This window comes from Nocardia sp. bgisy134, assembly GCF_057708325.1.
This window is the reverse complement of the sequence record NZ_JBYIRW010000003.1, coordinates 92,084-118,521: the sequence shown is the minus strand read 5'-3', so window position 1 is coordinate 118,521 and position 26,438 is coordinate 92,084. Positions and strand designations below refer to the sequence as shown.

The window sequence follows — 26,438 nt, the reverse complement described above, 5'->3', positions numbered from 1 at the left end:
GCGTGCGTGCTATCCCTGCCGTGCGTAAACGCGGCCCCAACGCCGAAGGTGAGGTGAGTTGCTGCACAGTTGCGGTTTGTGACAAGGTGCTGGGCATGTCCCAAGTAGTGGAATCCGAGCTGCCGATCCCGGCTCGGACTCTGTTCGGCCATCCGATCGGATTGGCCAACCTGTTCGGCGTGGAGCTGTGGGAGCGGTTCTCCTTCTACGGCATGGTCACGATCCTCGGGTACTACCTGTACTACTCGGTGGCGGACGGGGGTCTCGGTCTGCCGCAGAGCACCGCGGTCGGCATCGTCGGGGCCTACGGCGGTTTGGTGTACCTGTCCACCGTGCTGGGCGGTTGGATCGCCGACCGGCTGCTCGGGATGGAGCGGACCGTTTTCTACGGCGGCGTGGTGGTCATGGCCGGGCACATCGCCCTCGCCGTGGTGCCGGGACTGGCAGGCGTCGCGGCAGGCTTGGTCTTGGTGGCGCTCGGCAGCGGGGCGCTGAAGGCGAACGCCTCCTCGCTGCTCGGCACGCTCTATCCGAAGGACGACGCGCGCATCGACGGTGGTTTCACGCTCTTCTACCTGGGCATCAACATCGGCGCGTTCACGGGCCCGCTGCTCACCGGCCTGCTCCAGACTCGCCTGGGCTTCCACTACGGCTTCGGCGCCGCCGCCATCGGCATGGCGCTCGGCCTCACCCAGTACGTGATCTTCCGGCGCAACCTCGGCACCGCCGGTCGCGAGGTGCCGAACCCGTTGCCGCGCAGCGCGATCGGGCGGATGGCCGGTGTGGCGCTCGGCGCCGCGGCGGCGGTCGCGGTGGCTTTCGCGACCCGGTTGGTCACGCTGGACAATCTGCCCGAGGCGACGACGGTCGTGATTGCCCTGGCCTCGCTCGGGTATTTCGCGGTCATGCTCACCAGCGCGAAGGTCGCGCCGATCGAACGCAGCAGGGTGCGGGCGTTCATCCCGTTGTTCCTCGCCAACGCGGTGTTCTGGTCGCTGTTCCAGCAGATCTTCACCGTGCTGGCCGTGTACTCCGACGAGCGGATGAACTGGAGCATCTTCGGTTGGACCGCGCCCGCCAGCTGGATCGGCTCGGTGGAGCCCGTCTGGATCATCACGCTCTCGCCGCTGTTTGCGCTGCTGTGGACCAAGCTCGGCAACCGCGCGCCGAGCACGCCGCACAAGTTCGCGCTCGGCGTCATCGGCATGGGCGCGGCGTTCCTGCTGTTCGTGCCGCTCGCCGGATTCGACGACAAGTCCGTGCCCGCGCTGGCGGTGCTGATGATCATGGCCGGGTTCGCGGTCTCGGAACTGCTGCTCTCCCCGATCGGGCTGGCGGTGACCACCCAGCTCGCCCCGGAAGCGTTTCGAGCGCAAATGATGGCGTTGTACTTCTTTTCCGTCGGTATTGGTACGTCGATGTCGGGCGTTCTTGCTCGTTTTTACGCCCCTGGGCATGAAGTCGCCTACTTTGGCATCACCGGTGCCGTGGCGATCGCGGTGGGACTGATCGTCGCGGCACTGGGACCGTGGATCAGTCGCTACATGGCCGGCGTCCACTAGCAAACCGGCGGCACCCGGCAATCCCGGCGTCCTGCCTGAGCATGTTTAAGGAGAACACGTGGCGATTTCGAGCTCCTCTCGGCGAAATGGCTTGTTCCGCACCAAATCCGTCGAGCAATCGATTCGCGATACCGACGAGCCCGACTCGAAACTACGCAAAGATCTGACCGCCTGGGATCTGACCGTCTTCGGCGTCGCCGTCGTGGTCGGCGCCGGTATCTTCACACTCACCGCCCGCACCGCGGGAAACGTTGCCGGACCGTCGGTTTCGCTGGCCTTCGTGTTCGCCGCCGTCGCCTGTGGCCTGACCGCGCTGTGCTACGCGGAGTTCGCCTCCACCGTGCCGGTGGCGGGCAGCGCCTACACCTACTCCTACGCCACCTTCGGTGAGCTGGCCGCGTGGATCATCGGCTGGGACCTGATCCTCGAATTCGCGCTCGCCGTGTCGGTGGTGGCCAAGGGCTGGTCGCAGTACCTCGGGCAGGTGATGGGCACCGGGGCCGCAGTCGTCGACCTCGGGCCGGTCACCTTCGACTGGGGCGCGGTCACGCTCATCACGGTGCTCGGTGTGCTGCTCGCCGTCGGCACCAAGCTCTCGTCCCGGGTGTCGGCGATCGCGGTCGCGATCAAGCTCGCCGTGATCGCGGTGGTGCTCGTCGTCGGCGCGACGTACTTCGACAAGTCGAACCTCTCGCCCTACATCCCGCCTTCCGAGGCGGGCGAGGGCGGTCAGGGCATCCACCAGTCGCTGTTCTCCTTCCTCACCGGCGCCGGGAACAGCAACTTCGGCTGGTACGGCCTGCTCGCCGCGGCCAGCCTGGTGTTCTTCGCGTTCATCGGATTCGACGTCGTGGCCACCACCGCGGAGGAGACCAAGGACCCGCAGCGCAACGTGCCGCGCGGCATCCTCGGCTCGCTGCTGATCGTCACGGTGCTCTACGTCGCCGTCTCCCTCGTGCTCACCGGCATGGTCTCCTACACCGAGCTGTCCGGCGACGACGCCACGCTCGCAACGGCTTTCGCGCTGCACGGCGCGGACTGGGCAAAGAACATCATCTCCATCGGCGCGCTAGCAGGTCTCACCACCGTGGTCATGGTGATGTACCTGGGGCAGACCCGCGTGCTGTTCGCCATGGCGCGCGACGGACTGCTGCCCAAGCGTCTCGCGCACACCGGCGCCAAAGGAACGCCCGTCCGTCTCACCGTCATCGTCGGCGTGGGCTGCGCGTTGCTCGCCGGTTTCGTCGACTTCGGCACCCTGGAGGAAATGGTCAACATCGGCACCCTGTTCGCCTTCGTGCTGGTCTCGCTCGGCGTGCTCGTGCTGCGCCGCACCCGGCCCGACCTGCCGCGCGGCTTCCGCGTCCCGCTGGTCCCGCTCATCCCGATCCTGGGCGTCCTGTCCTGCCTGTGGTTGATGCTCAACCTCTCGGTCGAGACCTGGTTGCGATTCCTCGTCTGGATGCTCATCGGCATGGTGGTCTACTTCGCCTACAGCCGCAGGAACTCGCTGCTCGGCAAGGCGCTCGCCGAATAGCCGCTGCTCGCCGTGCCCTGCCCACGAGCGGGGCACGGCGTATCCTGAACAACCCGTCCATCCCACAACCCGAGACCGGCCGCGCCACAATTCCGGTACAGCCGTACGAGTCGGTAGGCTGACCGAACGGCCCCTATAGCCCAATTGGCAGAGGCAGTGGACTTAAAATCCATTCAGTGTCGGTTCGAGTCCGACTGGGGGCACGAGACGAACGGCGAGGAGCAGGCGCGCCAACGATTGCGCGCCGGAGTGATGTACTGCGGGCTCTATGTCTCGATGTCGGCGGTTGAGTTGCGGCGGCTCCGGGCTCGAACCGACAGCGCGTGGGAATGCGAACCGCCGCAACGGTTTCCTCCTGCTGGAGTCCGAAGTCGTACCACAGATGCCGTTCGTCGGACTCTTCTCTGCCGAGGAGGCACATGACTTCTTGCCATAAGCGCGATTTGCGAGGCCTGTTCCACACAGCTCGGTGATGTCGGCGACCTACGGCAGCAGCGTGAAATTGCTCGTATGCAGAGGGCGAACTATGGAGAAGTGACGTCGATCCGTGGTGGCGATCTGCGTCAGATTTCGCCGCTCGGCTGTGGCGATCACCGAAGCATCGGCGGTCCCCAATGGTAGGTCGCGATACTTGGCGACAAGCTCGGCGATGCGAAGCCAGTCTGCTGCATGCACGGGCTCGATACTGAACAGGCCCTCGGCCAGGTCGCCGAGGAAGCGCACTTCGGCATCGGTGCCGAGGCGGGTGCCGATGAGGTAGACGGCCTCGGTGATGACCAGGGTCGGTATGACGAGTGGTCCGCGGTGAGTCTGCAGGAGTTCCAGGCAGGCTTGGTGGTGGGCATCGTCTGCGTCGACGTAGGCGTACAGCGGCCCGGCGTCGATGACGAGGGCGCTTATCGGTCCCACTCCTGGCTCAGGATCTCATCGATCCGGCTGGACACGTCCGAATGCCCGCTGTGCCCCGCGCTTGCGGCGCCGAACTGTCGCCGCCCGCCGCTCGGCATGGACAGGTACTGCGTGATCGCTTCGCGAGTCACCTCGGCGACAGTGATGCCTCGCCGCTGCGCCTCGTGGCGTAGGCGCTCGTCGAGTTCGTCGGGTAGCTTCACGGTAGTACGCTTCATGGTATGCCAGCATACCCTGCTGCTTCGGCAGCGTGTGATCTCTGTCGTTTTTCCACTCCGCCCGGTGCCGGTAACGCGGTTGCGGAAGACGTTCCGGCCGAACCGGTCATCGACTCCAAAACACTGCTCGCCGAACTGGTTTCGTCGGACGGCTCGAAGATCGTCTCCGGAACGATCGAGGGCCGCAATATCACTCTGCAGGTGTTCTCGGTCGCGATGAAGAAGAACACCGAACGGTGTCAACGCAATCGCCGCGAACTCCATGACCGCCACCGCGGCATTGCAGATGGTGGAGATGAAGCCGGGACTCTTCACGACCGTGGCCAGCTACAGCGGTTGCGCTCAGATCTCCGATCCGACGGGTCAGCGGTTCGTCAAGCTGGTCGTCGAGACCTACGGCGGGGGCGACACGGTGAACATGTATGGCCCCGACGACGATCCGGCATGGGTCGAAAACGACCCTGTGGTCAACGCCGAACGTCTGCGTGGAACGCAACTGTTCATTTCGACCGGCAGCGGCCTGCCGGGACCGCACGACACGATGGACAGCCAGTTCACGCTGAACAAGACGCCCTACGGTTTGGCCAATCAACTCCTCATCGGCGGCGTCATCGAGGCCGCGACGAACTGGTGCACCCATAATCTGCAGGATCGGCTGAGTCATCTGCAGATCCCCGCCACGTTCGACTTCGAGCCCACCGGTACCCACTCGTGGGGTTACTGGCAGGACGCTTTTCATCGCTCGTGGCCTATGTTGGCCGAAGGGCTCGGGCTTCCCGAGTAAGGCCCGACCTATCCGATACCAGCAGGCTGCCGTCGAAGCGGCGAGGACCGCCCGTGAAATTTGCGCCCAAGGAATTCGGGGCGCTGGTCACGGGCGTTTTTTCGTAACAGGGGGTCGCGTCCGCCGATTTCACAACCGAATCTCGGGAAACGGAAGGCGGGCCATGCGGATTTCCCTGAAAAGTGTTGTGGCGCTGGTTATCACATTTGGTTTGTGGACGATAGCCGGTGGTTTGGGTGGCACTGCGGTGGCGGAACCCGGCGGGCTGAAGCACTGTGAAGTGCGGCAGGGGCGGCAGTTTCCGACGGCGACTCCCGAGGAGGTCGGGGTGGATTCGGCGGCGCTGCGCGACGCGATCGCGGCGGCTGCGTCGCCGACCCGGCTGAACTTCAAGGTGTTTCGCAACAATTGCCTGATCGCCGCGGGGCCGCAGAACGAGCGGACCGGCGGATTGCCGTGGAATCTGTGGAGCGCGACCAAGAGCGTGGTCTCGCTGGTGGCCGGTATCGCGGTCGACGAAGGGTTGCTCGGGCTCGACGATCCGATCGGCGACTATCTGCCGACCGGCCTCGGCGACGCGGAGCACCGGGCGATTCGCGTGCGCAATCTGCTCACCGAGTCCTCCGGTATCGAGGTCGCGGTGGTGTCCGAAGGGGTGACCGGGTTGGGGCAGCTCGATCCCAATGTGGTCGCCCAGGCTTTGGCGATGCCGATCGAGTATCCGCAAGGCACGACGTTTCGGTACAGCCAGCGCGCCGTGGATCTCATCGCCTATGTGGTGCAGCAGGCGGTCGGCGAGGATTTTCAGGATTATGCGCAGCGAAAGTTGTTCGATCCGTTGGGTATCCGGGCCGACCACTACTACTGGGCGCGTGATCGCAGCGGAAACACCTATGGCTACGCGCATCTGGTGATGGCGCCGGACGATTTCGCGAAGCTCGGTCTGCTGGTGGCCAATCGAGGACTCTGGGGAGAGGCTCAGGTCATTTCCGCGGAGTACCTGACGCACGCCGCCGAATCCTCGCCCGGAAACGAGTGCTACGGCTTCCTGTTCGTGGTCAACGGTCCCGGTTGCGGTCCGGAATTTCACGGTCTACCCGCCGACGCGCTGAAGATGAGCGGCATGATGCGCCAGGACAACTACATCGTCCCGAGCCTGAACCTGCTGGTCAGCTGGACCGGGTTCACCGTGCCCGGTGATGTCGGCTTCGCGTACCAGGTGCTGCGCCCCCTCGTCGGCGCGTTCCGCGAACCGGCGCTGCCGGACCCGGGGCCGTTCGTCCCGCTGCCCGACGTCAGCATCACCGACCCGATGATGACCAACCCCGACGCCACTCTCGCCGCGCTCGGACTCGGGCCCTTCGCCTATCCGGGCTGCGATCCGATCACCTGCCTCGGCAAGCCGTTGCCGCCGCCGTTCGCGGACTGGCCGGTGGGTTGCTTTGTCGTGGGATGCTCGACGCCTACGCCCGGGCGGCGGTAGGTGCTGTCGCTGTCGCTGTCGGGTCGACGCAGCTTCGAGTCCGCCACTACCGAGGTCGGTACCGATGTCGAATCGAGGCGTAGCGGCGGGCGAGCCGTGTCGTGATCATCGGCACTCGGCCGCCGGGGAACACCCTCGATTGCCGCGACGTTGCCACCAACCGGGGCGAAGACGAAAGCGAGGACGACCGTGCGGGTCGAGATCTGGACCGATATCAACTGCCCGTTCTGCTACCTGGGCAAGGCCAGGTTCGAGCAGGCGTTGGCGGAGTTTCCGCAGCGTGCGGAGGTCGAGGTGGTGCACCGCTCGTTCGAATTGGATCCGACGCTGCCCGCGGACGAGTCCGGTCCCGTCGTCGCGAAGATCGCCCGCAAGTACGGAATCAGCGAGGCGCAGGCAGCAGCCAATGAGCGCGGCATCGGCGCGCAGGCGGGGGAGCTCGGCCTGCCCTACCTGACCGAGGGACGTGACTACGGCAGTTCCTTCGACATGCATCGCCTCCTGCATTTCGCGCTGGCGAAGGGCCGCCAAGACGAACTTCTCGACGCGCTCTACCACGCGAATTTCGCCGAGGAGACGTCCCTGTTCGGCGATGCGGAGCGGTTGGTCGAGATCGCCGTCGCGACAGGTTTCGAGGAAGCCGAGGTCCGTGCGGTGCTGGCCGATCCCACCGCCTACGCCGACGCGGTACGCGCCGACGAACGGGAGGCGGCGCGGCTCGGTGCGAACGGGGTGCCGTTCTTCGTGTTCGACAACAAGTACGGCGTGTCCGGCGCGCAGCCTCCGGCTCTCTTCACGCAGGCGCTGGAGCGAGCCTGGGCCGACCGCGAGCCAGCGTTGCAAATCGTGGGCGACGCGGACGCGTGCGGTCCCGAGGGCTGCGCGGTCCCCAGCCGCGACTGACCGTCCGGCTCGGCTCGCGAGTCCCATCGAGCCGGGTCGAGCATCGGCCTCGAGTTGCCCGATCCGGTCCGGCGGCGGGCTGTTCTCGCTATGGTTCCCAAATCTCCCGCGAACACAGCCTCCAGCGGACGAAGGAGACGAACCATGGCGAGCTACGGGGATCTGAAGGCACTGTTCGTCAACTGCACTTTGAAGCGTTCTCCAGAGATCAGCAACACCCAGGGGCTCATCGACCGCAGCGCCCACATCATGACCGAGCAGGGGGTTCGGGTCTCCCAGCTGCGTGCCGTCGATCACGACATCGCCACCGGCGTCTGGCCCGACATGGCCGAGCACGGGTGGGTCACCGACGAATGGCCCGCACTACAGCGCCAGGTGATGGACGCCGACATCCTGGTGCTGGCGGGCCCGATCTGGTTGGGCGACAACAGCTCCGTCACCAAGAAGGTCATCGAGCGTCTCTACGGCAACTCCTCGATCCTGAACGAGCACGGACAGTACGCCTACTACGGCAGGGTCGGCGGCTGTCTGATCACCGGCAACGAGGACGGCGTCAAACACTGCGCCATGAACGTTCTCTACAGCCTCCAGCACCTCGGATACACGATCCCGCCGCAAGCCGACGCGGGTTGGATCGGCGAGGCGGGCCCCGGCCCCTCCTACCTCGATCCGGGATCCGGCGGCCCGGACAACGATTTCACCAACCGCAACACCACCTTCATGACCTGGAACCTCCTGCACCTCGCCAGAATGCTGAAGGACAACGGCGGCATCCCCGCGCACGGCAACCAGCGCTCCGAATGGGACGCGGGCTGCCGCTTCGACTTCGAGAACCCGGACTACCGCTGACGATGTCCCGTTTCAGCGCCCCGCACAGTGGCGTCTCGGCTGCGACCTAGCGGCGAACCTCCGGCGCCACCCGATAATTCCGAAGCACGAGCGTCAAGCAGCCCGCCGCGGCCACGGCCAGCCCGGTGTACATCACCGGGTAACCGAACCCCGCATTCTGATGCAGAAACGACAATCCGGCGGGGACACCGAATCCCAAATAGCTGACCGAGTAGAACACCGCCGTCAGCCCGGCGAGGTCGTCGGGTCGGGCGATGCGTTCGATTTCCTGTAGACCGGCGACGAGCCCGATGCCGTACCCCGCACCGAGGATGACGGCGGTGAGGATGGTCGCGCCGAGGGTGAGCGCGCCGGAAGCCCAAGTCGCGGCGAGCATTCCGCAGGTGACGAGGGTGAGGCCGACGGCGGCGGCGCGGGCGGTGCCCGGCCGGTCGATGCGGCGGGCCACCGACTGGATGGCGAACCCGCAGCCGAGGGTGATCACGGTGATCAGTGCCGAGAACGCGATGGGCGCGCCGTGCACGCGCGGCAGCATGAGCGTCGGCATCACCGCGTAAGCCGTTGCGGCGGAGGTGAACAACCACAGTGCCGCGGGCAGGGCGACGCAGCGGAAGCGGCGGTGGCCCGCGGCGGGGATCTTCAGGTCGTCGATGAGGCGGCGTGGGTTCTCCTGCGGTGGAACGGTTTCCGGAGCCCGGGACATCCATGCCGCCGCCGCGAGGCAGAGGGCGGCGTTGAGCAGGTAGGCGAGCGTGTTCGGCAGCGGCGCCCACTGCGCGAGAACCCCGGCGGTTCCTGCCCCGATGGCGAACCCACCGGTGAGGCTCATCGCGGAGCGGCGCGCGCCGGTGCCCGCGGGCAGCGCGGGGCCGTGCGGGGGTTGCGAGAGTTCCTTCAGCCAGCTGCTGCCCACCGCCATCGCCAGGCCGAGCGCGACGCCGCACAGCACCCGGCCCGCCGCGAGCGCGGGCACCGAGCCGGAGCCGAAGGCGAGCAGCAGCGATCCGCTCGCGGCGATCATCGGCGCGGGCAGCAGGAGCCTGCGGCGGCCGTAGCGGTCCGAGAGCGGGCCGCCGATCAGCAGCGCGGGGACGATGCCGAGCACGTAATAGAAGAGCAGTAGATCCACCGTGGTCGGTGGCAGCCCGTGGCTCTTGTACATGACCAGCAGCGGAGTGAATTCGTTTCCGCCCCAGGCGATGGCGAATACCGCGGCGGCGAGGCCCCACCAGTGCTTGGTGCTTGCGGGGGATTCGGCGGGGCGTAGGGCTGTCAGGGTCGTCATCACAGGCCCCGTAGTTCCAGCTGGTGCACCCCGGCGAGGTGTTCGATCAGCGCCGCCGCGAAACCGTCGACGTCGCCGCCGGTGATCAGCTCCGCCAGCCGGGCGTGCTGGTCGATGATCCGGTCGATGTCCAGCGGACCGCGCCGCAGGGCGACGCTGTTCATCCGGCGCTGCCGTTCGCGCAGCGAATCGTAGAAGCCGCTGAGCAGCGGATTGCCCGCCGCGACGACATAGCTGCGGTGGAAGTCGGTGTCCTCGACGGCGAAGGTGTCCAGGTCCTCGGTCGCGGCCAGCGCACGCTGGCGGTCGAGGGAAGCGCGCAAGGGAGGTGCGACCGCGCCGGGGTCGGCGGTGACCAGTGCGCGGACGGCCGCGGTCTCGACGACGTACCTGGCGTGCGCGACGTGCTCGGCTTCCCCGGGCGGGATCGGCACGACGAGCGCGCCGCGCTTCGGGTAGAGCCGCATCCAGCCCTCGGTCTCCAGCCGGAGAAATGCCTCGCGCACGGGTGTGCGCGAGGTGCCGAGCGCGGCGGCGATCTCGCCCTCGCTGATCAGCTCTCCGCCGGGCAGCGCGCCCGAGAGGATGCGCTCCTTGACCTCGCGATAGGCGTGCTCGGCCGATGAGTACGTCTTAGACACAAGTTGTATCTTAGGTGCGCACCCGGCTCACCGGCGTGTGTGATCGACCACCCGGTCAGATCAGCGACACGATTATCGCAATCGCGACCACCGTGAAGGCGACCACCAAGGCGATCGTCACGACCATCGCGGCGACGCCGGTTCCAGGGAACCCGTGCCTGGTGCGCGGCTCCGGCGCGGACAGGCCGGAGGTCTGCGCCGTTTCCGGCGGAGTCGCACCCGGGGCGACGCCACCGCCCGGTTCCAGATCCGGGGTGCGTGCGGGATCGGGATCCATTGCCGCCATGAGAATCACTCCCCGTCGTTGCCCGGAGACTCGGGCGCGTGCGGTCGCCGTCCGGACATCTTGCGAGACAGGACCACCGCGCCGACGAGCACGGCGATCCCGATGACCACCAGTAGCTCCATATCCGCCGGTTACCCGCGATCGTTCCGGCCAATCAGGGGCGGCGCGTTGTGGGATCTCCAGGTCGGCGCGCGCCGAACTGGTGATTTCCCCAGCGATTGCCGATCGCGTTGCCGGGCGTGCTGCGCGGCTGGACGATCGAAAGAGAACGCGACGCGGCGGATCGATGCCGCTGCCTCGCGGTCGATTCCACAAGCCTGCCGACCCGTGGAAGGTGGATGGCGACGATGACATTGCGGCAGAACCTCGTGACCTATCGGGAGATGTACCGATTCCCCGTCGCGATCATGGGCACCCAGGTGGTCCTCCGGGTGGGCGTCGTGGGGGTCGTTTCCATGCCCGACCCGCTCGGTGCGCGCCTACAGTCCTTGTTGCAGCCCGCGCAGCAGGCAGGTCCCGTATTCGTCGACCCGGACACCGGTCGGTGGGTCTTCCTGACCGCGGGCATCCCGACCTGCGAATCACCGCACCGCGCCCTGCTCTCCGAGGCCGACGTACGGATCGCGGAATGGGGTGAACACGTCGCGCTGCCGCTGCTCAGCGAATCCGGCAAGCCGACGTCCGACGAACGCCGCTGGCTCTGGCCGCCGGGTTACGAACTGCCGCAACCCGGTCCGTTCGTCGCCGAATTGCTCGGCGCGGTACACAGATTCGTCCATCGCGGCGACCTGCGCGGTCGCGCACTCGCCGGATGAGCGGTATAGGTCGAGTCCGCCGGGGTGATCCGACGGCGACGTGACACCGACTACCTTGGGGCACAGTGTGTTCGCGCGGACGGTTTCGCCGCGGTGACTCGGGATATACAGCTGCCGAGAGTATCGCGCACAATCCGCTGAACGAGGTGGTCGCACCATGGCATCCGACGGCATGTGGGAGATCCCCCCACTCGACGACGCACCGGACATCGCCCGCACGACCGGACCCCAACCCGGGGCGACTATGGCCGACACCCGGAATTGGGCCGGTTTCGTGCTGGTCGGAATCGGATTGCTCACGGTGATCCCGGCGGTCGCACTCGTGGCGCTCGGTGTCCAGGGGTGGGCGCTGCTCGTGGCCGTCATCGCCTGCGTCGCGTTGTCGACCGGCGCCGCGCTGCTCGTCTTCCAGTGGAGGAATCAGCGTGCGCGACAGCAGCGTTCGAGCGCGGACGAGCCGTACGCGGCGTGGCAAGCGAGCGTCCCGCCGTCCTGAGCCCTGTGCGGTTTCGGGGGTGGCAGCGAGATGGCTCGGATCAGTGGCTTCGGCAGGCCTCGCGCGCGGTGTTCTTGGTCGCGTTGAACTTGTCGATGGCGGTGTTGAGCGTGTCCACGTCCACGCGGCGGTCGAGTAGATCGGCGAGGGCGTTGGTGTCGTCACGGTAGGCGCGCAAACTGTTCGCGACCTCGGTCGGGACGTCCCTGGTCAGCTTCTGATCCACGTTGCGGGCATTGGCGCGCAACGTGCTGACGGCGGCGGTGGCCTTGGCGTTCGCGTCCGGCGCGTTGTTGTTGCTGGCGTCGATGTAGGCGTTGAACGAATCCACCGAGCTCTCGTTCGCCGCCGCGAAAGCGTCGCAGGCGGCGCCCGCCGCGCGTTCGACGGCCGCCGCTCGCGACGAGGACGCCGCGGCCGAGGATGCGGCGACTTCGGAGGTGTAGGCGGCCAGCTCGGTCTGATCGACCTGGGGATTACCGGTGACCTGCGTGGAGCAGGCGCCGATGAAAATGATGCCGGTCGCGGTCGCCGCCGCGGCGGCGGTCAGGCCTGCGCGTTCCAGTCGTCGCATGTCCGTTCGCCTTTCCCCTCTGTGCGTCCGGCGCGGAGGAGACCGGACCTTACGACGTTACTTCGCGCGCCGTGCCCCGTCAGCTCGGCGTGCCTATATCGATGGCCAACCGATACCGCCGGGCGTGGACCGGTCCGACCGGTCCGCATCGAACCCCGGATCAGGGCGGATGCGGACCGGTCGCGCGCTCAGTTCTGGCCGAGCATGGTGCGCATGGTGGCGATCTCCGCCTCCTGTGCGGCGATCACCGAGCGGGCCAGCGCCTGCGTATCGGGATTGACGCCGTCGGCCAGTTCGGTCTCGGCCATGTCGATCGCGCCCGCGTGGTGCTGGATCATCATCTCCAGCCACATGCGGTCGAACTCGGCGCCGGACGCCGCCTGCAACGCGGACATCTGCTCGGCCGACATCATGCCGGGCATGCCGTGACCCTCGTGTCCGCCACCGGCCGTCGGCGCGGGCTTGCCGAAACTCTGCAACAGGGAACTGATTTGCTCCATCTCGGGCGCCTGCGCCTTCTCGACCTCCGCCGCGAGCGCGAGCAGCTGCGGGTTCTGGCTGTGGCTGGGCACCAGCTTCGCCATCTCGACGGCCTGGGCGTGATGCGGGTACATCATCTGCAGGAAGGTGACATCGGCGTTGTCGAAGTCGGTCCGAGCGGCGGAGGTGGCCCCGGCGGTGGTCGACGACGTGCCGTGGTCCGTGCCGGACGTCGAATCGGAATCGTCGCCACACCCGGCGGCGAACAGCAGGGCGCCCGCCGCGACGGTGGCGACGGCGATGCGGGTACGGGTGATGAACATGGTTGAACTCCTTGGGAATTGCGAAAAGCACGGTGAAAAGGGCAGGCGGATACCGCGACCGTTTGGCAGCACGGACGTGGTGGACCTGTCAGATCCGCAGAATCGACAATTCGGCCAGGGACAACACGGTCCAAGGCGGTGGACGTTCGCGTCGAGGTCGCCAGTGGCGAGCCTTCGGGCCGCCGCTGTCACCGGGCTGATCACCCGGAATTCGGTACAGCGCCACGAGCAAGACCGCCAGGGCGAGCGCGGTCAGGATGAAGACGCAGGCATGCAGACCCGCGTGGCCGTCGCCGCACTCGGTGCACCCGGGTTCCGCGGAGGGGCTCGCCAGGAATTCGGATTGTGTGAGTGGGTGGTCCGCCGGAGCCTCGGTCAAAACGCTGCCGGCCGCGGCCGTCATCGGATGCCGCCCCGACTCGGGCTGCTGGCCCGGCCAGGGACGGTGTGGTGCGGACGCGGTACCGACGGCCGTCGGATCGACGGCCGTCGCGGGAATGTCGCCGGCTCGGTCTCCGTCGGCCGGGCGGTCCGGGATCGGTGTGCGGTCGGCACTGGTGCCCGAGGTGGCGGCGGCATGGTGCGACGTGACCGCGGTGAACGCGTCTGCCGCGGCAGTCGTGTGGTGTGCGGCGGTCGCGGGCGTGGTGAAGATGCCGACGTGCATGGCCGCGATGCCCGCGATCAAGGCGAGCACGCCCAGCAGCCGGGTGAACCCGGATGCGTGCTGGGAAGCGTGCGGTGCGGCCACGTCGATCAGGGTAGCGGGTGCCGCGTGCGGCTACCTATACCCCCTGTATGTATCGGCGATCCGTCCCTGCTCACGTGCGTCCGGCTCGGCTGTTGTCGCAGATTGTTCACACACCTCGCAGAGGTTGTGGCCGCTGCGAAGCGTGTCGAAGGGTCGCCTCGGAGGGTCAGGGAGATGCGATGTCGATGACCAGGCGGGTCGGGTTGGACATGGTGGTGACCGAGAAGCCGGGGCGGTCGGCGTTGACGCCGATGAAGGATTGGGTGGTGCCTTCGAAGACCGCGGTCCGGTAGACGCCTGCGACGGCAGGTGCGCTCGGGTCGGTGGCCGGATCGGGGCCGGAGTAGGGGGTGACGCCGCTGTCGAAGGGATAGGCCGAGCCGGTGATCTGCACTTCGAGGACGGACTGTCCGGCTACGTCGATCTCCTTGCCGCTGCCATCCTGGACGGCGCGATCGGTGTATTGCACGATCCAGCCGGGAGTTCCGGTGCCGCCCAGGTCGTAGACGACGCGATCGAAACCGGAATGGTGGCCGATGCGCAGGTCCGTGACGGTCAGCCCGGCGCCGCTCGATGGCGTGCCGCGCTTGGGGGCCGCGTCACCCGGCGCCTGGGCGGGCGCTTCCACGAGCGAGCCCGTGGTGGTCGGCGGGGTTGTCGTCGTGGCCGAGTCGGTTTCGGCTTTGTCGCAGCCTGCGATCAGGGCTACCGCGACCGCGACCGTCAGCACCATCCTGTTGCGCATGGGGCTGATGTTACTCAGCACGTGGGCCTGACAGGGGACAATGCGGGACTCGGTGTGTGCGAATTCGCGATCACCCCTTTCGCGCGACGCGGCCGGACGCCCGCCGTCCGATCGACGCACCCAACTCACAGGGAGAATCCGGCCGCCCGCGCCTCGAGCGGTGAGTTGTTGCCGTGGGAGGTGGCCAGTCCGCCATCGACCCACTCGGACGCGGGGCGACACACGATCCGGTGATCGATTGCTGGGCAGTTGATTCGGTGGCGCCCCAGCTCGCCCACCGATCGCCTGAGCCGCGCCGCTCGCGGAAGTCCGGATGTGAAGCGGCGGTTCTCCGGTTCGAATTCCTCCGTTCGGCCGCCGAGACGTGGACACGGACCGACCGGCCTTCGAGTGAACGTGAGATGTCGTACGCGCAAAACCGAATCGACGACCGAGCGGGCTCGGATCGATCGACCGGACACGCCGCCGCACCGCCGCCGGGGCCGGCGGAGCGGCCCCGGAAGTCGCGAGTGTTCCTGTGGCAGAATGTTTCAGAGTGAATACGCCGAGGTCGCAAAGTGTGGGTACGCGATTTGCCGGGGCGGGCGCGACTATTCGGCAACGATCTAGCACACTTGACGTGTGGACGATGTCGAGGATGTGCTTGGCCGACTGCGGCGGTATCCGGATGTGGAGGCGCTGAACCTCTATGCCGTCGATGCCGCCGACCGGCTGATCCTCGACGTGGCCGTCGATGCGATCGAGTCGGCGGGTAACGGGAAGATTGCCGTTATCGGTGACAGCTACGGTGCGCTGACGCTCGGCGCGGTCGCGCGGCACGACTTGCGCGACGTTCGCGTGCACCAGGATCTGCTCACCGGCGAACTGGCGCTGGCCAACAACGCTCGCACGCTCGGGCTCGCGGACCGCTACACCGCGCATGCGCTCGGCGCGGATCTGCTCAGCGGCGTCGAGGTCGTGCTGCTTCGGTTGCCGAGGGTGCTGGCGGGTTTGGCGGAGGTGGCCGATGCCATCGCGCGGTACGCCGACCCAGGGGTGATCGTGATCGCGGGCGGACGCGACAAATATCTGACCAAGTCGATGAACGACGTGCTGAGCGAGTCGTTTTCGACGGTCAATGCCAGCCGGGGCAGGCAGAAGTCGCGCACGCTCTTCATCGAGGGGCCGAAACCGGTTGGCGATCCCAGGTTCCCGGTGCGCGAATCCCTGGACGAGGTGGGCATCGAGGTCGTCGCGCACGGGGCCGCGTTCTCGGGTCCGCGCCTGGACATCGGCACCAGATTCCTGTTGCAGCACCTGAAGTGGATGAAGCCGGACGCCCGCGACGCCATCGACCTCGGCTGTGGCACCGGCATTCTGGCCGTGGCACTGGCGAAAGCGCGCCCGGCGCTGCGGGTGGTCGGCACCGATCAATCGGCCGCCGCGGTGGCCTCGGCGCGGGCCACGGCGGCCGCCAACGACGTGGCCGACCGGGTAACGGTGGTGCGCGACGACGCGATGTCCTCGGCCGCCGACAACAGCGCCGATCTGGTGCTGTGCAATCCGCCGTTCCACGTCGGCGCGGCGGTGCACACCGGGTCGGCCATCAAGATGTTCGCCGAGACCGGCCGTGTGCTTCGCCCCGGCGGCGAACTGTGGACCGTGTACAACACCCATCTCAACTATCGCGGCGTGGTGGAGCGGATGGTCGGGCGCACCGAGGTGATCGGCCGGAACCGGAAGTTCACCGTGACACGATCGGTGCGTGGCCTGCACGACGTCAGGCAACGGTAGAGTCCGAATTGTCCGCCTTGGCGAACGTCTCGGGAACTCGGCACGAGTGCCGGACGTTGGACCAGGCAGTTGGATATCGAGCACCAGCTCGGCAGACAGCGGCAACGACTCCAGAAAGGCACTCACGGTGCGCACTACAAGCAATCCGGTCTTCAAAAATTTGCCCAAGCAAGAGGGCGGCGGCTACGCCAACTTCGGTTCGGGTGTAGCGGGTGCCGGGCAGTTCGGACAGCAGTTCGGTAACCAGTACCCCAACCAGTACCAGCCGTACCAGCAGGCCCCGCCCACCACCCGGGCGATGACCATCGACGACGTGGTGACCAAGACCGGCATCACGCTCGGCGTGCTGACGCTCTCGGCGCTCGTCGCCTTCGGCCTCACCGCGGCCAACACGAGCCTCGCGCCGCTGTTCGTCATCGTCGGCGGTCTGGTCGGCCTAGTGCTCGTGCTGATCGCCAGCTTCGCCAACAAGATGGACAACCCGGCGCTCGTGCTGGGCTACGCGGTCGCGGAGGGCCTGTTCCTCGGCGCGCTGTCGTTCATGTTCACCGACATCACCTTCGGCGGCGCGGGCGGTGCCGCGCTGATCGGGCAGGCGGTGCTCGGCACGTTCGGTGTGTTCGCGGGCATGCTGGTCGTCTACAAGACGGGCGCGATCCGCGTGACGCCGCGGTTCACCCGCATGATCATCGGCGCCGTCATCGGCGTCGTGGTGCTCATGCTGGGCAACCTGATCGCGAGCTTCTTCACCGACGGCGGCTTCGGCCTGCGCGACGGCGGCCCGCTCGCCATCGTGTTCAGCCTGGTCTGCATCGCGATCGCCGCGTTCAGCTTCCTGCTCGACTTCGACGCCGCCGATCAGCTGATCCGGGCGCAGGCTCCCGAGAAGGCGGCCTGGGGCGTCGCCCTCGGCCTGACCGTCACGCTGGTCTGGCTCTACGTCGAGATTCTGCGACTGCTGAGCTACTTCCAGAACGACTAGTGAGGCGCGGCTGATGCCGCGATATGACGGAGGCGGCCGCCGGGATTCCCGGCGGCCGCCTTGTTCGTCGGCGGAGTCGATTACCAGCCGGGCAGCGGCGGAACGAAGAACGGCTCCCGATCCCGGAGGATCGAGAGCCGCATCGGGAGCGAAAGCGTCAGCTCAGTCGCTCGATGACCATGGCCATGCCCTGGCCGCCGCCGACGCACATGGTCTCCACACCGAACTGCTTGTCGTAGGTCTGGAGGTTGTTGATGAGCGTGGTGGTGATGCGGGCGCCGGTCATGCCGAACGGGTGGCCGAGCGCGATGGCGCCGCCGGAGACGTTCAGCTTGTCCTCGTCGATCTTCAGCTCGCGGGCCGAGCCGAGCACCTGCACGGCGAAGGCCTCGTTGATCTCGAACAGGTCGATGTCGTCGACCGTCTTGCCCGCCAGCGCCAGCGCGCGCTTCACGGCCTCGATCGGGCCGAGACCCATGATCTCCGGCGACAGGCCGGAGACACCGGTGGACACGATGCGCGCCAGCGGGGTCAGGCCGAGTTCCTTGGCCTTGGTGTCGCTCATGATGACCAGCGCGGCCGCGCCGTCGTTGAGCGGGCAGCAGTTACCGGCGGTGATGCTGCCGTCCGGGCGGAAGACCGGCTTCAGCTGGGAGACGGCCTCGTAGGTGACGCCGGCGCGCGGGCCGTCGTCGGTGGAGACCACGGTGCCGTCCGGCAGGGTGATCGGGGTGATCTCGCGCTCGAAGAAGCCGTTCTTGATGGCCTCCTCCGCGCGGTTCTGCGAGCGCACGCCCCAGCGGTCCTGGTCCTCGCGGGTGATGCCGGTAAGGCTGGCGACGTTCTCCGCGGTCTGCCCCATCGCGATGTAGGCGTCCGGGATCAGGCCGTCCTCGCGCGGGTCGTGCCAGATGCCCGCGCCGCCCTCGGCGGTCTTCGCGGTCCGGGCCTGGGCCTCGTCGAACAGCGGGTTCTGGGTGTTCGGCCAGCTGTCGGCCGAGCCGCTGACGTAGCGCGAGACGGTCTCGACACCCGCGGAGATGAACACGTCGCCCTCGCCGGCCTTGATCGCGTGGAACGCCATCCGGGTGGACTGCAGCGAGGAGGCACAGTACCGGTGCACGGTGGTGCCGGGAACGAAGTCGTAGCCCAGCTGCACCGCGACGATCCGGGCGATGTTGAAGCCCTGCTCGCCGCCGGGGGAGCCGCAGCCGAGGATCAGGTCATCGATCTGGGTGGGGTCGAGCGCAGGAACCTTGTCGAGCGCCGCGCGCACGATCTGGGTGGTCAGGTCGTCGGGCCGCATGTCGACCAGCGAGCCCTTGCGGGCCCGGCCGATGGGGGAGCGGGCGGTCGAAACGATAACTGCCTCTGGCATGAGGGCTCCTTCGTACTTGCTGCTCAGTTTTGTACTGGCACTTCTATGTGTACCGAACCTGTCGAGCGCCGGGAACGCCACCCCGGCCATTGCGCGCTTCGGCGTCGTCCGCTGCGATCACGCCGGATTTCTGGGCAACCAGCCCGCGCAGCCGGGCCGCGAGCCCACGGCGCGGGCCGTGCGCGTCGCGGTCGGTGCGCAGTCCGCGCTGTTCCAGGGCGGCGAGCAGCGCGGGAAGCACTCGCGCCGCGGCCAGTTCGTAACCGGCCGCCGAGGGGTGGAAGCCGTCGGCGGAGAACATCTGCTCGGGGTCGGTGCGGAATTCCGGACCCAGCTCGCCCAGTGCTACCGGGTGCCCGCCCGCGGCGGCGGTGACCGCGAACTGCGCCCTGCCCAGTCGCACGCTCCAATTGCGCACGATGGTGCGCAGCGGCTGCGGGATCGCTGACACCGAGCCCAGATCGGGGCAGGTGCCCACCACCACGACACTGCCCGCCAGGTGCAGCCTGGCCACCGCGGCGCCGAGCCTGCGCGCCGAGGCGCTGACGGAGTGCTTCTTGGTGATGTCGTTGGCGCCGATGAAGATCACCGCCGCGTCGGGCGGCGGTCCCGCGACGAACATGGCGTCCACCTGGCCGGCGAGGCCCTTGGAGGTGGCACCGGAAATCGCCTTGGTGCTCAACCGGATTCGCTTCCCGCTGGCCTCGGCGAGTGCGCGGGCGATGCGCACGCCCGGCACCCCGTCGGCGGTCAGGCAGCCGACGCCGGCCGCGGTGGAGTCGCCGAAGATCATCAGGTGCAGATCGGCGTGCTTACCGGTGCGCCACGGCTCGGGCGCGCCGCAGCCCGCGGTGTAGACGCCGTCCGCCACCGGCGGTTTCGAGGTGTCGCGGCCGATCACGCCGCGCGCCACGCCCGCCTGCGCCATGAGCAGCCGATAGGCGGCCCACGATGCGGTACCCGCCCCGGAACCGGCGAGCAACGTCGCAGCCCCGGTGACGGCGGCCGTGCGCAGGCTGATCCGAGATGCTCCCACGTTCCGGAATTTTACGGGCTGATCCGAGGGCTCGGCGCGAGCGAATCCCGAGGAACGGAACCGTCAGGCGACGTCGAAGGTGCCGCGCGCGGGAATGCTCAGTGCGTCGGTGGTGACGGTGACCTCGATGCGGCCCGGCCCGGTGTCCTGGAACAGCGCGTACTGGATGCTGCCGTAGATGCCGGTGACCACCGTGTTCTCGTAAACGCCGGTCGCCCCGGTGTTCAGATTGCGCCACGCGACGGTGGTGCGCACCTCGCACAGCGGCGCCAGCGGGTACCGGCCGGGGCCGATGCCCGCGACCGGCAGCGCGCGGACGTTCAGAATGGCGCGGCCCGGCCAATCGGGGCTGGTGTCGGCCCAGGTCTGAATGGTGGTCCAGCAGAGTCCGCCGTGGGCCATGGTCGGCACTTGCGGGAACGACACGGTGCCTGCGTTGGCCTGCGCTCCGGTCCCGATCAGCGCGGCCGTCGCCGTCGCGGCGAGGACGGTGGCGGCGCGAGTGATAGTGGGCTGCCTCATGTTTCCCGATCCTAAGGGCGGCAGGCCCGCTCCGTGGCGTGTCGCCGACCGGACGCTCCGGACGGACGTGCGCGAACTCACAAGGCCGCCCTCGGCGGTGTTCCCAGGTCGCCGCATGGTTACGCCGCCGCTGCCTGCCCCGGGACCGTCGGTCATGTCACAGGGAGCCTTCTGCAACGATAGGGCTATGCGCATCGCGGATCATGTCGTGGACCTCATCGGCAACACGCCCTTGGTCCGGTTGAACAGTGTGGTGGGGCCGACCGACGGACTCGTCGCGGCCAAGATCGAATACCTGAATCCGGGCGGCAGTGCCAAGGACCGGATCGCGGTGAAGATGATCGACGCCGCCGAGAAGGCCGGACTGCTGAAGCCGGGCGGCACCATCGTCGAGCCGACCTCGGGCAACACCGGCGTCGGGCTGGCGCTCGTCGCGCAGCAGCGCGGCTACCAGTGCGTGTTCGTCTGCCCGGACAAGGTCTCCGAGGACAAGCGCAACGTGCTGCGCGCCTACGGCGCCGAAGTGGTCGTCTGCCCGACCGCTGTGCCGCCGGACCACCCGGACAGCTACTACAGCGTCTCCGATCGCCTGGTCCGCGAGATCGAAGGCGCGTGGAAGCCGGACCAGTACTCCAACCCCGGCGGCCCCCAGAGCCACTACGAGACCACCGGCCCGGAGATCTGGCGCGACACCGAAGGCAAGATCACCCACTTCGTCGCGGGCGTCGGCACCGGCGGCACCATCACCGGCACCGGCCGCTACCTGAAGGAAGTGTCGGGCGGCAAGGTCAAGATCATCGGCGCCGACCCCGAGGGGTCGGTGTATTCCGGCGGCACCGGCCGCCCGTACCTGGTGGAGGGCGTCGGCGAGGACTTCTGGCCCTCGGCCTACGACCCGGCCGTGCCGGACGAGATCATCGCGGTCTCCGACGCCGACTCCTTCGACATGACCCGCAGGCTGGCCCGTGAGGAAGGGCTGCTCGTCGGCGGTTCCTGCGGTATGGCCGTGGTCGCCGCCATCGAGGTGGCGCGCCGCGACCCGGACGCGGTCGTCGTGGTGCTGCTGCCGGACGGCGGTCGCGGCTACCTCTCCAAGATCTTCAACGACGAGTGGATGAGCTCCTACGGCTTCCTGCGCAGCCGCCTCGACGGCAGCCCGGAGCCGCTGGTCGGCGACGTGCTGCGCGGCAAGTCCGGCGAGCTGCCCGACCTGGTGCACACCCACCCGTCGGAGACGCTGCGCGACGCCATCGAGATCCTCCGCGAATACGGCGTCTCGCAGATGCCGGTCGTCGGCGCCGAGCCGCCGGTGATGGCGGGCGAGGTGGCGGGCAGCGTCACCGAGCGCGACCTGCTCTCCGCGGTCTTCGAAGGCCGCGCGCAGCTCACCGACTCGGTGGCCGAGCACATGAGCCCGTCGTTCCCGCTGATCGGTTCCGGCGAGCCCATCTCCGCGGCCACCAAGGCGCTGTCGGACACCGACGCGCTGATGGTCGTCGAGGACGGCAAGCCGGTCGGCGTCATCACCCGCCACGACCTGCTCGGCTTCCTGAGCACCGGCCGCATCGGTCACTGACCGCCGCGCAGCTCGTCACTGCAGGTCTTTCGACGCACCGTGCCTGCACGGGCTGCGCGGCGTCGAGAGGCTCTGGTTCGGCTTCGCCGTAGGCCGGTAGGGCCGGCATGTTCGTGGTGAGTGTGCTCTAGATCACATTTCATGCAGGTAGTGCATGAGTGGCGAGCGTCGTCGCGCCGTGTGATGGCAACGGGATCCGGTTCGGCTGGAGGGGTTCTCGGCGCTTCGACCGCGCGGCGGCTTCGTTCCTGATAGGCGTCGAATGGACTTCGGCCCCGAATTAGGGCGCCATGGCGCGAACGGCAAATTCTTCGCAAATAACCGGAGTTCAGTGCCTCGCGGAGGTATAACCGGGCCTGGACATCGCCACGGCAATCGCCCTGGCTTAATCGGATAGCGAAGGGAAGGCGCGGTGTACACCTCCAGTTTGGCTATCGATTTCCAGCAAGGACTTTCGGACGCGTGGAGTTCGATCGCGACGTTCGTGCCCAAGCTCGCCGGTTTCTCGGTCATCCTCCTCATCGGCTGGATCGTTGCCAAGGTGGTGGCGACGATCGTCGGCAAGGTGCTCGAGCGAGTCGGCTTCGACCGGCTCGTCGAGCGCGGCGGGATCAGGCAGATGCTCGAACGCAGCAAATACGACGCCTCGAACCTGATCGCCAAGCTCGCCTACTACGCGATCCTGCTGATCGCGCTGCAACTCGGCTTCGGCGTGTTCGGTCCGAATGCGGTCAGCGACATGCTCGACGGCATCGTCTCCTGGTTGCCGCAGGCCGCGGTCGCGATCATCATCGTGGTCGTCGCGGGCGCGATCGCCCACGCGGTGCGCGAGATGATCACCAGCATGCTCGGCGGCCTGTCCTACGGCGCCGTGCTCGGCAGGGTGGCGGCGGTGTTCGTCTGGGGTGTCGGCATCATCGGGGCGCTGAACCAGATCGGTGTCGCCACCTCGGTGACCATCCCCATCCTGATCGCCGTGCTCGCCACCGTCGGCGGCATCCTGGTGGTCGGCGTCGGCGGCGGCCTGATCCGGCCGATGCAGCGGCGCTGGGACACGTGGCTGCGCAATCTCGAGGCGGAGATGCCCGTGGTCAAAGGCCACGCTGACGCCTACCAGCGCGGCCGCGAGGACGTTTCCCGCGAGCAGCAGTGGGCGCGCAGGCCCGTGCCCGCTCAGCAGTGGGTCCAGGAAGCGGCCATGACGGGTGGACGTTCGCAGAGCGGCTACTCGCAGCAGCGGGCGGGCATGACCCAGGGGCAGAGCGGTAGCTACCCGCAGGGCAGCGGCTACCCGCAGAGCGGCCAGGGCGGCGCCCATGCGCTGGGCGGCCAGGGCGGTGGTTACGCCGAGGGCGCCGGGTATCCCGAGAGCGGTGGTTATCCCGAGGGCGGGCAGCATGGCTATTCGCAGGGCGCCGCCTACCAGCAAGGCGGCTACACGCAGGGCGGAAACTACCCGCAGGGCGGTTACACCCAGGGCGGCGGCGAGTACGCGGAGTACGACGAGCCGCGCGACACGCGGTAGGACCGGTGATCGAAACGTCCGCCTCGGGTGCGTACCCGGGGCGGACGTTCTGTCAGTCCTGTTGCCCTGCGGCGTAGCGGCAGACCCCGGCGAGACGCAGCTGTAGCCAGTCGGCGTTCAGCCAGCCGAGAGCGTTCTCGGGTGCGGCGCTGACGAACGGGACCGTGCCGGAGTCCGCGGGGCAGGGGTGGTCGAGCAACCCTCTGACATATCCGGCGAGCAGCACCGTCGCGGGCACCGAGCTCGCGCCTTCGATGCCCATGTCGAGAATGTCGCGTACGGCGGCCGCGTGCTGATCGAGCGCCGCCGATACCGACGGGAATTCCGCAGCCGCCATGAGTGCCCCGGCCCCGTGCGTCGTGTGCAGGCGGTTCAACATTCTTCGCGCCGATACTTCGAGCAACGCGGGGCCGAGCGAAAACACTCATCCATGCTAGCAATCGGCCAGAATCCATAAAACTGTGATGTTCGACTAATTGCCCGAGCGTATCGCCGAATTTTCCAGCAAATTACTGGCTCTACCTCAGCGGAACGCGTTCGCGTCGGTGAGGGCCTTGCCGAGCACGAGCTGGTGCACCTCCGCGGTGCCCTCGTAGGTGAGCACCGATTCCAGATTGTTGGCGTGCCGCAACACCGGGTAGTCGAGGGTGATGCCGTTGGCGCCGAGGATGGTGCGGCACTCGCGGGCGATGGCGATGGCCTCCCTGGTGCTGTTCAGCTTGCCCGCGCTGATCTGTTCGGCGCTGATCTCGCCGCGATCCTTCAGCCGGCCGAGGTGCACCGCGAGCAGCTGTCCCTTGCCGAGCTCCAGCGCCATGTCGGCGAGCTTGCCCTGGGTGAGCTGATAGGCGGCCAGTGGCTTGTCGAACACCTCGCGGGTCCTGGCGTATTCGATGGTGGCGCTCAGGCAATCGCGGGCAGCGCCGAGCGCGCCGAAGATGATGCCGAAGCGCGCCTCGCTCAGGCAGGCCAGCGGGGAGCTCAGCCCGCGCGATTCCGGCAGCACCGCGTCGGCGGGCAACCGGACGTCGTCGAAATCGAGTTCGGCCGTGATCGATGCCCGCAGCGAGAGCTTGCGGTGCATTTCCCGCGCGGTGAAGCCCGGCGTCCCCGCGGGCACCAGGAAACCGCGCACCACGGGCTTGGCGTCGCCGTCCTCGGCGTAGGCCCACACCACCGCGACATCGGCCACCGAGCCGTTAGTGATCCACATCTTCGACCCGTTGAGCACCCACCCGTCGCCGTCGCGCTTGGCCCTGGTGCGCATTCCGCCGGGATTGGAGCCGAAGTCGGGCTCGGTCAGTCCGAAACAACCCAGCGCGGCGCCCGCGGCCATCTCCGGCAGCCAGCGCTGCTTCTGCTCCTCGGAGCCGAACTTGTGGATCGCGGTCATCGCCAGCGAGCCCTGCACCGACACCATGCTGCGCACGCCCGAATCGACCGCCTCCAGCTCCTGGCAGGCCAGGCCGTAAGCCGTCGCGGACATCCCCGCGCAGCCGTAACCCTCCAAGTGCATGCCGAGCAGACCCAGCTTGCCCAGCTCCGGCGCGATCTCACGGGCCGGGAACGTGCCCGCCTCGAACCAGTCCGCGATGTGCGGGCGCAGCCGCTGCGCGCCGAAGGCCGCGACGGTATCCCTGATCTCCCGCTCCTCCCTGGAGAGCAGCGCATCGATCGCGAACAGTTCCTCGACAGTCACCATGCATTCAGCGTAAGTTGCGCCGCCGAAGGAAGTCCGCCGGATGGAAGCGGCCACGGCCGCACGCCCGCGGATCGGCCGGGACCGGGGCTGAGACGGGCGTCACGACGCGCCCCGGCCGGATAGCCCGAAAATGGCTCCCTCTACAGTGTCCCCATGAGTGAGCTGGGATTCTCCACACGCGCCGTGCATGCCGGATTCGATCCCGACCCCCAGACCGGCGCGGTCAACGTGCCTATCTACGCGAGCTCGACCTTCGCCCAGGACGGCGTCGGTGGTCTGCGCGGCGGCTACGAGTACGGGCGCACCGGCAACCCGACGCGGACCGCCCTCGAAGCGAATCTGGCTGCGCTCGAATCCGGCCGCTACGGACGGGCTTTCGCCTCCGGTATGGCCGCCACCGACTGCGCGCTGCGCGCCACGCTGCGCCCCGGCGATCACATCGTCATCCCGGACGACGCCTACGGCGGCACCTTCCGGCTGATCGACAAGGTGTTCAGCCAGTGGGGCATCGAGCATTCGCCCGCGCACGTGTTCAACACCGACGAGATGCGCGCCGCGATCCGCCCGAACACCAAGCTGATCTGGGTCGAGACCCCGACCAACCCGCTGCTCAGCATCGGCGACATCCCCGCGCTCGCCGACATCGCGCACGCCGCGGGCGCGAAGTTGGTGGTGGACAACACCTTCGCCACCCCGTACCTGCAGCAGCCGCTGCTGCTCGGCGCCGACATCGTGGTGCACTCGACCACCAAGTACCTGGGCGGACACTCCGACGTGGTGGGTGGCGCGCTGATCACCGACGACGCGGAGCTGGACGCGGCGTTCGCCTTCCTACAGAACGGCGCGGGCGCGGTGCCGGGCCCGTTCGACGCGTTCCTCACCATGCGCGGCACCAAGACGCTGGCGGTGCGCATGGAGCGCCACTGCGACAACGCGGAGACCCTCGCCGACTTCCTCAGCAAGCATCCGGCCATCTCCCAGGTCATCTACCCCGGCCTGCCCGAGCACCCCGGACATGTGGTGGCCGACAAGCAGATGCGCCGGTTCGGCGGCATGATCTCGGTGCGCCTGCACGGCGGCAAGGAAGCCGCGCACGACTTCTGCGCGCGGACCGAGATCTTCACCCTCGCCGAATCGCTGGGCGGCGTCGAATCGCTGATCGAGCACCCCGGCGCCATGACACACGCGTCCACCGAGGGGTCGCTGCTGGAGGTGCCCGCCGATCTGGTGCGGCTCTCGGTGGGCATCGAGGACATCAGCGACCTGCTGGCCGACGTCGAGCAGGCGCTCGCGAAATAAGGAC

At 67.9% G+C, this 26,438-nt stretch carries 26 protein-coding genes, 1 tRNA gene and 1 pseudogene; 14 read left to right on the top strand and 14 right to left on the bottom strand.

The annotated features are described in order from the left end of the window. The first annotated feature begins 95 nt into the window (after positions 1-95). The 3 genes from AC3ERS_RS07210 to AC3ERS_RS07200 all read left to right on the top strand — a co-directional run bounded on the left by AC3ERS_RS07210 (position 96) and on the right by AC3ERS_RS07200 (position 3,302). Positions 96-1,562 carry a peptide MFS transporter gene (locus tag AC3ERS_RS07210; protein ID WP_431964762.1) on the top strand — a complete coding sequence of 489 codons (1,467 nt, stop codon included), beginning with the start codon at positions 96-98 and terminating at the stop codon, positions 1,560-1,562. Positions 1,563-1,620: 58 nt separating this feature from the next. After that, positions 1,621-3,099: an amino acid permease gene (locus AC3ERS_RS07205; RefSeq protein ID WP_431964760.1), complete on the top strand. Its 1,479-nt coding sequence runs from the start codon at positions 1,621-1,623 to the stop codon at positions 3,097-3,099. A gap of 129 nt (positions 3,100-3,228) precedes the next feature. Then, positions 3,229-3,302 (top strand) — tRNA-Leu (locus AC3ERS_RS07200). Positions 3,303-3,582: 280 nt separating this feature from the next. Here AC3ERS_RS07200 and AC3ERS_RS07195 read toward each other — a convergent pair. Then, entirely contained in the window at positions 3,583-4,008 is a 426-nt protein-coding gene (locus tag AC3ERS_RS07195; protein WP_431964758.1) for a type II toxin-antitoxin system VapC family toxin, read from the bottom strand. Beyond that, positions 3,996-4,226: a ribbon-helix-helix domain-containing protein gene (locus tag AC3ERS_RS07190; protein WP_431964756.1), complete on the bottom strand. Its 231-nt coding sequence runs from the start codon at positions 4,224-4,226 to the stop codon at positions 3,996-3,998. The genes AC3ERS_RS07195 and AC3ERS_RS07190 overlap by 13 nt, the downstream gene beginning before the upstream one ends. 241 nt (positions 4,227-4,467) lie before the next feature. On the opposite strand from AC3ERS_RS07190, the pseudogene AC3ERS_RS07185 reads away from it, so the two are divergent. From AC3ERS_RS07185 to AC3ERS_RS07170, 4 genes and pseudogenes are all read left to right on the top strand, one after another. Continuing rightward, positions 4,468-5,010, top strand: a pseudogene (locus tag AC3ERS_RS07185) (alpha/beta hydrolase); the annotation flags it as partial. Between the two features lie 328 nt (positions 5,011-5,338). Further along, on the top strand, positions 5,339-6,493 hold the full coding sequence (locus tag AC3ERS_RS07180) for a serine hydrolase domain-containing protein (protein ID WP_431964754.1): 1,155 nt from the start codon (positions 5,339-5,341) through the stop codon (positions 6,491-6,493). Positions 6,494-6,682: 189 nt separating this feature from the next. Continuing rightward, on the top strand, positions 6,683-7,396 hold the full coding sequence (locus AC3ERS_RS07175; RefSeq protein WP_431964752.1) for a DsbA family oxidoreductase: 714 nt from the start codon (positions 6,683-6,685) through the stop codon (positions 7,394-7,396). 144 nt (positions 7,397-7,540) lie between these two features. Continuing rightward, positions 7,541-8,245, top strand: a complete 705-nt coding sequence (locus AC3ERS_RS07170; RefSeq protein ID WP_431964750.1) for a flavodoxin family protein — start codon at positions 7,541-7,543, stop codon at positions 8,243-8,245. 46 nt (positions 8,246-8,291) lie between these two features. Here the strand turns inward: AC3ERS_RS07170 and AC3ERS_RS07165 are convergent, their stop codons facing one another. The 3 genes from AC3ERS_RS07165 to AC3ERS_RS07155 are packed head-to-tail and all read right to left on the bottom strand — an operon-like array spanning position 8,292 to position 10,457. Further along, positions 8,292-9,530 carry an MFS transporter gene (locus AC3ERS_RS07165; protein WP_431964748.1) on the bottom strand — a complete coding sequence of 413 codons (1,239 nt, stop codon included), beginning with the start codon at positions 9,528-9,530 and terminating at the stop codon, positions 8,292-8,294. Then, positions 9,530-10,171, bottom strand: coding sequence for a GntR family transcriptional regulator (locus tag AC3ERS_RS07160; protein ID WP_431964746.1), 642 nt, complete (start codon positions 10,169-10,171; stop codon positions 9,530-9,532). The genes AC3ERS_RS07165 and AC3ERS_RS07160 overlap by 1 nt, the downstream gene beginning before the upstream one ends. 55 nt (positions 10,172-10,226) lie before the next feature. After that, positions 10,227-10,457, bottom strand: coding sequence for a DUF6480 family protein (locus AC3ERS_RS07155; protein WP_431964744.1), 231 nt, complete (start codon positions 10,455-10,457; stop codon positions 10,227-10,229). 338 nt (positions 10,458-10,795) lie between these two features. Here AC3ERS_RS07155 and AC3ERS_RS07150 point away from each other — a divergent pair, with 338 nt between their 5' ends. Then, on the top strand, positions 10,796-11,272 hold the full coding sequence (locus AC3ERS_RS07150) for a hypothetical protein (protein ID WP_488186838.1): 477 nt from the start codon (positions 10,796-10,798) through the stop codon (positions 11,270-11,272). Positions 11,273-11,429: 157 nt separating this feature from the next. Further along, positions 11,430-11,768 (top strand): hypothetical protein, encoded by a 339-nt coding sequence (locus AC3ERS_RS07145; RefSeq protein ID WP_431964741.1) that lies wholly within the window; start codon positions 11,430-11,432, stop codon positions 11,766-11,768. A 40-nt stretch (positions 11,769-11,808) separates the two neighbouring features. Here the strand turns inward: AC3ERS_RS07145 and AC3ERS_RS07140 are convergent, their stop codons facing one another. The 4 genes from AC3ERS_RS07140 to AC3ERS_RS07125 form a co-directional block, all read right to left on the bottom strand. Beyond that, on the bottom strand, positions 11,809-12,342 hold the full coding sequence (locus AC3ERS_RS07140) for a hypothetical protein (RefSeq protein ID WP_431964739.1): 534 nt from the start codon (positions 12,340-12,342) through the stop codon (positions 11,809-11,811). A gap of 188 nt (positions 12,343-12,530) precedes the next feature. Then, positions 12,531-13,145, bottom strand: coding sequence for a DUF305 domain-containing protein (locus AC3ERS_RS07135; protein WP_431964737.1), 615 nt, complete (start codon positions 13,143-13,145; stop codon positions 12,531-12,533). Positions 13,146-13,233: 88 nt separating this feature from the next. Further along, the gene (locus AC3ERS_RS07130; RefSeq protein WP_431964735.1) at positions 13,234-13,896 is read right to left on the bottom strand and encodes a hypothetical protein; all 663 of its coding nucleotides are present in this window, start codon (positions 13,894-13,896) and stop codon (positions 13,234-13,236) included. A 166-nt stretch (positions 13,897-14,062) separates the two neighbouring features. Next, positions 14,063-14,641 (bottom strand): AMIN-like domain-containing (lipo)protein, encoded by a 579-nt coding sequence (locus tag AC3ERS_RS07125; protein ID WP_431964733.1) that lies wholly within the window; start codon positions 14,639-14,641, stop codon positions 14,063-14,065. A gap of 621 nt (positions 14,642-15,262) precedes the next feature. Here AC3ERS_RS07125 and AC3ERS_RS07120 point away from each other — a divergent pair. Both AC3ERS_RS07120 and AC3ERS_RS07115 read left to right on the top strand, forming a co-directional pair. Continuing rightward, positions 15,263-16,414 carry a class I SAM-dependent methyltransferase gene (locus tag AC3ERS_RS07120; RefSeq protein ID WP_431964731.1) on the top strand — a complete coding sequence of 384 codons (1,152 nt, stop codon included), beginning with the start codon at positions 15,263-15,265 and terminating at the stop codon, positions 16,412-16,414. Between the two features lie 127 nt (positions 16,415-16,541). Beyond that, on the top strand, positions 16,542-17,396 hold the full coding sequence (locus tag AC3ERS_RS07115) for a Bax inhibitor-1/YccA family protein (RefSeq protein ID WP_431964729.1): 855 nt from the start codon (positions 16,542-16,544) through the stop codon (positions 17,394-17,396). 157 nt (positions 17,397-17,553) lie between these two features. Here AC3ERS_RS07115 and AC3ERS_RS07110 read toward each other — a convergent pair whose 3' ends face one another. The 3 genes from AC3ERS_RS07110 to AC3ERS_RS07100 form a co-directional block, all read right to left on the bottom strand. After that, entirely contained in the window at positions 17,554-18,774 is a 1,221-nt protein-coding gene (locus tag AC3ERS_RS07110) for an acetyl-CoA C-acetyltransferase (RefSeq protein ID WP_431964727.1), read from the bottom strand. Between the two features lie 43 nt (positions 18,775-18,817). Beyond that, a complete protein-coding gene (locus tag AC3ERS_RS07105; RefSeq protein ID WP_431964725.1) occupies positions 18,818-19,810 on the bottom strand; it encodes an SGNH/GDSL hydrolase family protein in 993 nt (330 codons plus the stop codon). A gap of 63 nt (positions 19,811-19,873) precedes the next feature. After that, positions 19,874-20,332, bottom strand: a complete 459-nt coding sequence (locus AC3ERS_RS07100) for a hypothetical protein (protein WP_431964723.1) — start codon at positions 20,330-20,332, stop codon at positions 19,874-19,876. A 187-nt stretch (positions 20,333-20,519) separates the two neighbouring features. Here AC3ERS_RS07100 and AC3ERS_RS07095 point away from each other — a divergent pair, with 187 nt between their 5' ends. Then, positions 20,520-21,908 carry a cystathionine beta-synthase gene (locus AC3ERS_RS07095; protein WP_431964721.1) on the top strand — a complete coding sequence of 463 codons (1,389 nt, stop codon included), beginning with the start codon at positions 20,520-20,522 and terminating at the stop codon, positions 21,906-21,908. 412 nt (positions 21,909-22,320) lie between these two features. Beyond that, positions 22,321-23,433, top strand: a complete 1,113-nt coding sequence (locus AC3ERS_RS07090) for a mechanosensitive ion channel family protein (RefSeq protein ID WP_431964719.1) — start codon at positions 22,321-22,323, stop codon at positions 23,431-23,433. A 52-nt stretch (positions 23,434-23,485) separates the two neighbouring features. On the opposite strand, the gene AC3ERS_RS07085 is transcribed toward AC3ERS_RS07090, so the two are convergent. Together AC3ERS_RS07085 and AC3ERS_RS07080 are read right to left on the bottom strand one after the other, a co-directional pair. Beyond that, positions 23,486-23,857: a DUF6401 family natural product biosynthesis protein gene (locus tag AC3ERS_RS07085; protein WP_431964717.1), complete on the bottom strand. Its 372-nt coding sequence runs from the start codon at positions 23,855-23,857 to the stop codon at positions 23,486-23,488. Positions 23,858-23,956: 99 nt separating this feature from the next. Beyond that, positions 23,957-25,135, bottom strand: coding sequence for an acyl-CoA dehydrogenase family protein (locus AC3ERS_RS07080; protein ID WP_431964715.1), 1,179 nt, complete (start codon positions 25,133-25,135; stop codon positions 23,957-23,959). 153 nt (positions 25,136-25,288) lie between these two features. Here AC3ERS_RS07080 and AC3ERS_RS07075 point away from each other — a divergent pair, with 153 nt between their 5' ends. Beyond that, the gene (locus AC3ERS_RS07075) at positions 25,289-26,434 is read left to right on the top strand and encodes a cystathionine gamma-synthase (RefSeq protein ID WP_431964713.1); all 1,146 of its coding nucleotides are present in this window, start codon (positions 25,289-25,291) and stop codon (positions 26,432-26,434) included. Positions 26,435-26,438: the final 4 nt, after the last annotated feature.

Excerpts from the sequence above, each read along its gene's own strand:
- AC3ERS_RS07155 (WP_431964744.1), bottom strand. The coding sequence starts at position 10,457 with ATGGCGGCAATGGATCCCGATCCCGCACGCACCCCGGATCTGGAACCG.
- AC3ERS_RS07145 (WP_431964741.1), top strand. The coding sequence starts at position 11,430 with ATGGCATCCGACGGCATGTGGGAGATCCCCCCACTCGACGACGCACCG.
- AC3ERS_RS07125 (WP_431964733.1), bottom strand. The coding sequence starts at position 14,641 with ATGCGCAACAGGATGGTGCTGACGGTCGCGGTCGCGGTAGCCCTGATC.
- AC3ERS_RS07095 (WP_431964721.1), top strand. The coding sequence starts at position 20,520 with ATGCGCATCGCGGATCATGTCGTGGACCTCATCGGCAACACGCCCTTG.
- AC3ERS_RS07075 (WP_431964713.1), top strand. The coding sequence starts at position 25,289 with ATGAGTGAGCTGGGATTCTCCACACGCGCCGTGCATGCCGGATTCGAT.
- AC3ERS_RS07110 (WP_431964727.1), bottom strand. The coding sequence starts at position 18,774 with ATGCCAGAGGCAGTTATCGTTTCGACCGCCCGCTCCCCCATCGGCCGG.
- AC3ERS_RS07210 (WP_431964762.1), top strand. The coding sequence starts at position 96 with ATGTCCCAAGTAGTGGAATCCGAGCTGCCGATCCCGGCTCGGACTCTG.
- AC3ERS_RS07100 (WP_431964723.1), bottom strand. The coding sequence starts at position 20,332 with ATGAGGCAGCCCACTATCACTCGCGCCGCCACCGTCCTCGCCGCGACG.
- AC3ERS_RS07135 (WP_431964737.1), bottom strand. The coding sequence starts at position 13,145 with ATGTTCATCACCCGTACCCGCATCGCCGTCGCCACCGTCGCGGCGGGC.
- AC3ERS_RS07170 (WP_431964750.1), top strand. The coding sequence starts at position 7,541 with ATGGCGAGCTACGGGGATCTGAAGGCACTGTTCGTCAACTGCACTTTG.
- AC3ERS_RS07190 (WP_431964756.1), bottom strand. The coding sequence starts at position 4,226 with ATGAAGCGTACTACCGTGAAGCTACCCGACGAACTCGACGAGCGCCTA.
- AC3ERS_RS07165 (WP_431964748.1), bottom strand. The coding sequence starts at position 9,530 with ATGACGACCCTGACAGCCCTACGCCCCGCCGAATCCCCCGCAAGCACC.
- AC3ERS_RS07080 (WP_431964715.1), bottom strand. The coding sequence starts at position 25,135 with ATGGTGACTGTCGAGGAACTGTTCGCGATCGATGCGCTGCTCTCCAGG.
- AC3ERS_RS07150 (WP_488186838.1), top strand. The coding sequence starts at position 10,796 with ATGGCGACGATGACATTGCGGCAGAACCTCGTGACCTATCGGGAGATG.
- AC3ERS_RS07140 (WP_431964739.1), bottom strand. The coding sequence starts at position 12,342 with ATGCGACGACTGGAACGCGCAGGCCTGACCGCCGCCGCGGCGGCGACC.